Annotated in this window: 4 protein-coding genes; all 4 read left to right on the top strand. The window is 68.2% G+C overall.

Going from position 1 to position 5,727, the window contains the following annotated elements:
* Positions 1 to 528: 528 nt before the first annotated feature.
* Complete coding sequence (locus FVW27_RS06565; RefSeq protein WP_167123749.1) at positions 529 to 1,635, top strand: radical SAM protein; 1,107 nt, start codon at positions 529 to 531, stop codon at positions 1,633 to 1,635.
* Between the two features lie 377 nt (positions 1,636 to 2,012).
* Positions 2,013 to 3,488, top strand: a complete 1,476-nt coding sequence (locus FVW27_RS06560) for an Rne/Rng family ribonuclease (RefSeq protein WP_167123747.1) — start codon at positions 2,013 to 2,015, stop codon at positions 3,486 to 3,488.
* Between the two features lie 4 nt (positions 3,489 to 3,492).
* Positions 3,493 to 4,143 carry an epoxyqueuosine reductase QueH gene (locus FVW27_RS06555; RefSeq protein ID WP_167123745.1) on the top strand — a complete coding sequence of 217 codons (651 nt, stop codon included), beginning with the start codon at positions 3,493 to 3,495 and terminating at the stop codon, positions 4,141 to 4,143.
* A gap of 199 nt (positions 4,144 to 4,342) precedes the next feature.
* Complete coding sequence (gene hemW, locus FVW27_RS06550) at positions 4,343 to 5,689, top strand: radical SAM family heme chaperone HemW (protein ID WP_167123744.1); 1,347 nt, start codon at positions 4,343 to 4,345, stop codon at positions 5,687 to 5,689.
* Positions 5,690 to 5,727 lie beyond the last annotated feature (38 nt).

Below are 5,727 nucleotides of genomic sequence, written 5' to 3'. Positions count from 1 at the left end.
GGGCGGCGCGCGCCGTGCGCGCGCCCGGGGCCGCGCCTGCCGCCAATGGCAGACCCGGTCCCGGCCCTATGGAACGAAGGGCCTACCGGGACAGGGGGGCGGTGTCAAGAAGCGGCGAGACTGGCCGAATTGGCGAACGGTCGGGGTTGCCGGACTGGCCGAATTGGCCGTATTGGCGAATGGCCGGGTCTGGGCACGCCACGGGGCGAGTGGGGCACGGGCCGGGACAAGGGGACCGAACCCCGCGGCTGGCCGCCCCCGCCATGCAGCATCGTGCGCAGGCACCGCCGGGGCCTGCAACATTACAATGGACGGCCACGCCGCCGCGTGCTAGTGCGCATCCCTGCCCATGCATCATCCGCCCAGGCCCTGCAAAAAGGCCAGAGAACCCCTCCGGTTTCCCGCCCCCGCTTGCTTTTTTCCTGAAAACCCGTTTTGATGCACCCCACGGTGAAAGGTGCGGCCCACGCCGCGCCGTGCATCCGGCATCCGCACGCATTCTCGCACAAGGACGTTTTTCTGGACAGCATGCCCCTTGCCCACGTGTTCGGTCCGGTGGCCTCAGGCCGCCTTGGTCGTTCGCTCGGCCTCGACCTGCTTGGCGGGCGGGTGTGTTCCATGGACTGTCTGTACTGCGAGGTGGGCGCGACCGATGTGCACACCTGCGAGCGGGCGCCTTACGTCCCGGCCCCCGTGCTGCTGGACGAACTGGCCCGCTGGCGCGACGCCGAGGCGGCGAAGCATGGCGCCACGCCGGATTGCCGGACGCCTTCCGCGTCACCGGCTCCTGTCCGGCTTGACCATGTGACGCTGGGCGGCTCGGGCGAACCCTGCCTGAACAGCGACCTTGCCCGCATCATCGCGGGCTGCCGGGACATCCTGCCCGGTGTGCCCGTGGCGGTGCTGACCAACTCCACCCTGCTCCACCGGGACGACGTGCGCGCCGACCTAGCCGGGGCGGACGTGGTGCTGCCCTCGCTGGATTCGCTGGTCGAATCGGAATTCCGCGTGCTGAACCGCCCGTGCAAGGGCGTGACCGCGCGCGGCGTGGCCGACGGCCTGCTGGGCTTCGCGCGCGGGTTCGGCGGGCGGATCTGGCTGGAGGTGCTGCTTGCGCGCGGCATCAACGACACGGCGGAAAACCTCGCCCTGTTGCGTGACTACGTGCGCCAACTGGCCCCCCACCGGGTGGACGTGACCACCTTGTCGCGACCGGGCGCAAGCCCGCGCGCCCTGCCCGTGGGCAGGGACGTGCTGGCCCGCTGGAGCGACGAACTGAACACGGCAGCCGGATGCCCGCCAACGGCACCGGCTGGCCACGGCCCCACGGCGGCGGTACCGGATGACGGTTGCTGCCGTGCGGCGAATGCGACGAACGCGGAAGCCCCCGTCCCCCCCGTCCCCCTGATCATGGGCACGGAGGCTCTGCAAGAGGCGGTACTGCGCTCCATAACGCGCAGGCCGCAGACCGCACCGCAACTGGCGAAGGCCCTGGGGGCCCCGCTGGACGCCGTGCGGACGGCGCTGGACGGGCTGACGGCGCGGGGCGCATGCGCACCCGTGGCCGAAACGGCCCTGCCACGCGATACGGATGGCGAAATTTTCCACGCCGGGCGTTTACCCCGCAACGGGTAGCGCCGGGCGGCCGCTGTCGCGGCGACGCAACGGCCCGCCCCTGTCTGGGGCCCCCGCCCGGGATACCCCCGGCCGGGGGTGTCGCAAGACGGGCCACCGCAGGGAATGCCGCAGAACGGCATTCCGCCGCACCGGAAGTGCACGGGCAGCACAACGCCCGACCCGGAAAAGCGGGACGTACCGATGCGCACCGATGCGCGCCCGGTTCCGACCAGTCCCGCCCAACTCCGGGAAGAGACGCGCACCCCGCGTCCGCACCGCCCGGATGCGCTGCGCACCCCGTGCGGAATCCCACCGGGAATCCGACCGGACGCGCCGCAGGCACGGCACGCGTTACAAATTTTTGAAATTTTACACTTTTTTCCGCAGAGGACTACATGACAACGAAAAAGAGCAAGCTGAGAATGTTCATCAGCGTGCTGCCCGGCGAGCAGGTGGAAGTCGCCCTTGCCGAGGAAGGCGCGAAAGAGAACCAGGTCAAGGAATACTACGTGGAGATGGTCCACCAGGCCAAGACCAAGGGCAATATCTACCGCGGCATCATCAACAACGTCGACACCAACCTCCAGGCTGCCTTCGTCAACTACGGGGCCGACAAGAACGGCTTTCTCCAGATCGACGAGGTGCACCCCGAATATTACAACACCCCGCACGACGCCACCAAGGGCAAGAAGTACCCGCTGATGCAGAAGGTGCTGAAGGCCGGGCAGGAGGTGCTGGTGCAGGTGGTGAAGGAACCCACCGGCAGCAAGGGCGCGTTCCTGACCACCTACCTGTCCATGCCGGGCCGATTCCTGGTGCTTACTCCGGGGCGCGAGCAGATCGGCGTCTCCCGCAAGGTCGAGGATGACGAGGAACGTGGCCGCCTGCGCGAGATGCTGGAAGGGCTGAACCCCGGCCCCGGCCTTGGCGTCATCGTGCGCACCGTCAGCGCGGGCACCAGCAAGACCACCCTGCAGCGCGACCTGCAATTCCTGAAGCGCCTGTGGAAGGACATCCGCAAGAAAGGCACCGAGGAATCCGCCCCCTGCCTGATCTACAAGGAACCGGACCTGGCCTCTCGCGCGGTGCGCGACTACCTCAGCGACGACGTGGCCGAGGTATGGGTGGACGACGAACACACCGCCACGCTCATCGAGGAGTATTCCTCGCTGCTGTTCCCGCGCAAGGGAAGCCTGGTCAAGGTCTACAAGGACCAGACCCGCACCCTGTGGGAACGTTTCGGCATCCAGCGCCAACTGGAGCAGATATACTCGCGCGAGGTCACCCTGCCCTCCGGCGGGCGGCTGGTGTTCGACCAGACCGAGGCGCTGATGGCCATCGACATCAACTCGGGCAAGATCTCGGGCAAGACCAATTTCGAATCCATGGCCCTGCGCACCAACATGGAAGCCGCAGAAACCATCGCCCAGCAGCTGAAGCTGCGCGACATCGGCGGCCAGGTTGTCATCGACTTCATCGAAATGCGCGACCGCAACCACTGGCGCGAAGTGGAAAAGATCCTGCGCAACGCCATGAAGAACGACCGCGCCCGCCACGACGTGGGCAAGATGAGCCGCTTCGGCCTCTTGCAGGTGGTGCGCCAGCGCACCGGCTCGTCCGCGCTGTCCATCACCATGGAAGCCTGCCCCTGCTGCAAGGGCTCCGGCCTGCGCCGCAACATGGAATGGCAGTCGTTGCAGGCCCTGCGCGAAATCCACCGCCAGCTGCGGGCACTGCCGCACGGCACGCCCACCTTTCTCTTCGAGACCGGGGCCGAGGTTGCCATGCACCTGTTGAACCACAAGCGTGAACGCCTGCTCGACCTGGAACGCCAGTTCGGCGTGCATCTCGACATCAGGCCCGCCCGGTAACGCCATGCGCGTCCTGCTGCACGCCTGCTGCGGGCCGTGCTCCATCGCCACGGTGCGGATGCTGCGCGACGAGGGACACGAGGTCACGGCCCTGTTCCTGAATCCCAACATCCACCCCGTGCAGGAATACCTGCGCCGCCGCGAGGCCATGCAAGAAGTCTCGCGGCGGCTCGACCTGCCCGTCATCTGGCGCGACGCCGAGTACGACCCCGCGGCCTGGATGCGCCAGATGGCCTGGCGCGAACAACCCGGCGTGCGCTGCCGGGTGTGCTACGCCACCCGCCTTGAACGCACCCACGCCATCGCCGCGCGCGGCGGGTATGACGCCTTCACCACCAGCCTGCTCTACTCGCGCCGCCAGCGCCACGACATGATCGCCGAGGTGGGACACGGCATAGCCGCCGCCAGTTCGGACGGCTCCGTGCCCTTTCTGTACCGCGACTTCCGCACCGGCTGGCAGGAAGGCATCGACACGTCCAGGGAATGGGGCATCCACCGCCAGAACTACTGCGGCTGTCTGTACAGCGAGGCCGAACGCTTCGCCCGCGACTTCGCCAAGGTTACGGGCGTGAAGGAAGTGCGGGGCTCCGCCCCGCACCCCGCAAGGGGGCCGCGCCCCCTTGATCCCGTTTCGGGGGACGATTCACCCAAATAAAAAGTTTTTGGGGGGGAGCGGTAGCCGTTAGGTAGGCGCTTGCGCGAACCTAACGGATAGCGACAGCCACGCTGGAGTCCGGGGAGGGAGCCCCTTGCCTCAGACGTCAGGCGAGCTTGCGAGCCTTACGGCTGAGGACCGCAAAACGCAAAGTATCCCCTCCCCGGCTCTCTTCCCGAACGGAGTCGGCCACACCACCATGCTGCTGTACATCCACGTGCCCTTCTGCCGCCGCAAGTGCCGGTACTGCGCCTTCCACTCGCTGGAGATGGGGGCAGCAACGGCCGTGCGCGACTACGTGGAAACGCTGCTGCGCGAGTTGGCCCTGTGGGGCGACCGCATGGGCGGCACGCCGGTGACCTCGATATTCTTCGGCGGGGGCACGCCCAGCCTGCTGCCCGCGCGGACCATCGGCACCATTCTGGACCGGGTGGCCAAGGCCTTTTCGGTGCAGCCGGGTGCGGAAATCAGCATGGAGGCCAACCCGGAATCGCTGACCCGCCCGTCGGAACTGCGCACCCTGCTGAAGGTGGGGGTGAACCGGCTGTCCATGGGCGTGCAGTGCCTGGACGACGCCATGCTGCACACCCTGGGCAGGCCGCACCGCGCGCGGGAGGCGCTGGACGCGTTCCGTGCCGTGCGCGCGGCGGGCTTCCAGAACGTGGGCATGGACCTGATCTGGGGCCTGCCCGGCCAGACCCTGCGCCAGTGGATGCAGCAGCTGAAAGAGGTGGTGCGGCTGCGGCCCGACCACCTTTCCTGTTACGGGCTGACCCTGGAGCCGGGCACGCCGCTGGAGGACGACTGCGCCACCGGCAGGCTGGAACTGCCCCCGGAGCGCGCCCAGGCCGCCATGTTCATGGACGGGGCGGAACTGCTGGAAACCGAAGGCTACATCCACTACGAAATTTCCAATTTCGCCCGCATGGGCTTCCAGTGCCGCCACAACCTGGGCTATTGGGAAGGCGAAGACTACCTTGGCCTTGGCCCGTCGGCGGCGTCCACGCTGGGCGGCCTGCGCTGGAACAACCCGGAGGACCACGCCACGTGGATCCGCCAGGTGGACGAGGGCCGCGTGGGCACCGAGGCCGAACGGCTGACCCCGCAGACGCGGGTGCTGGAACTGATCATGCTGCGGCTGCGCACGGCGCGGGGGCTGCGGGTAAAGGCCTACCGCGAGCTGACCGGGCGCGACTTTCTGCGCGACCACAAGCGGCTGGTGCACCTGCTGCACCGCGAAGGGCTGCTGCGCATCCGCGACGGCTACCTGCGGCTGACCCGCAGCGGCATGCTGGTTTCCAATTCCATCCTTGAACGGCTGTTCGAGGATACGGAGGCGCTGATGGCCCTGCCCGTGGACACTCCCGCCGCCCCCCTGCCCGATGCCGGAAAGGTCGCCGTGCCCAATGCGGGACAGACCACAGAGGACGTTGCCGGGCAGGCCGCAATCCCCACTGTGGAGCGGGACGGCTCCACGGGTACGGACGCCGCTGCCGCCCCGCCGTCACCGCCCCCTGCTCCCCCCGCCGGGCGCAGCCATGGTTGACGCTGTCGCGCCACCGCCGCCCGAGGGTTTGCCCCCTC

The sequence above is a fragment of the Nitratidesulfovibrio liaohensis genome, from assembly GCF_011682075.1.
GTDB lineage: Bacteria > Desulfobacterota > Desulfovibrionia > Desulfovibrionales > Desulfovibrionaceae > Cupidesulfovibrio > Cupidesulfovibrio liaohensis.
Note: the sequence above shows the minus strand (reverse complement) of the source record. Positions and strands in the feature narration are given on the sequence as shown.

What these genes read in the sequence shown, in the direction of transcription:
- FVW27_RS06555 (WP_167123745.1), top strand. Translation starts at nt 3,493, where the DNA reads ATGCGCGTCCTGCTGCACGCCTGCTGCGGGCCGTGCTCCATCGCCACG.
- FVW27_RS06560 (WP_167123747.1), top strand. Translation starts at nt 2,013, where the DNA reads ATGACAACGAAAAAGAGCAAGCTGAGAATGTTCATCAGCGTGCTGCCC.
- hemW (WP_167123744.1), top strand. Translation starts at nt 4,343, where the DNA reads ATGCTGCTGTACATCCACGTGCCCTTCTGCCGCCGCAAGTGCCGGTAC.
- FVW27_RS06565 (WP_167123749.1), top strand. Translation starts at nt 529, where the DNA reads ATGCCCCTTGCCCACGTGTTCGGTCCGGTGGCCTCAGGCCGCCTTGGT.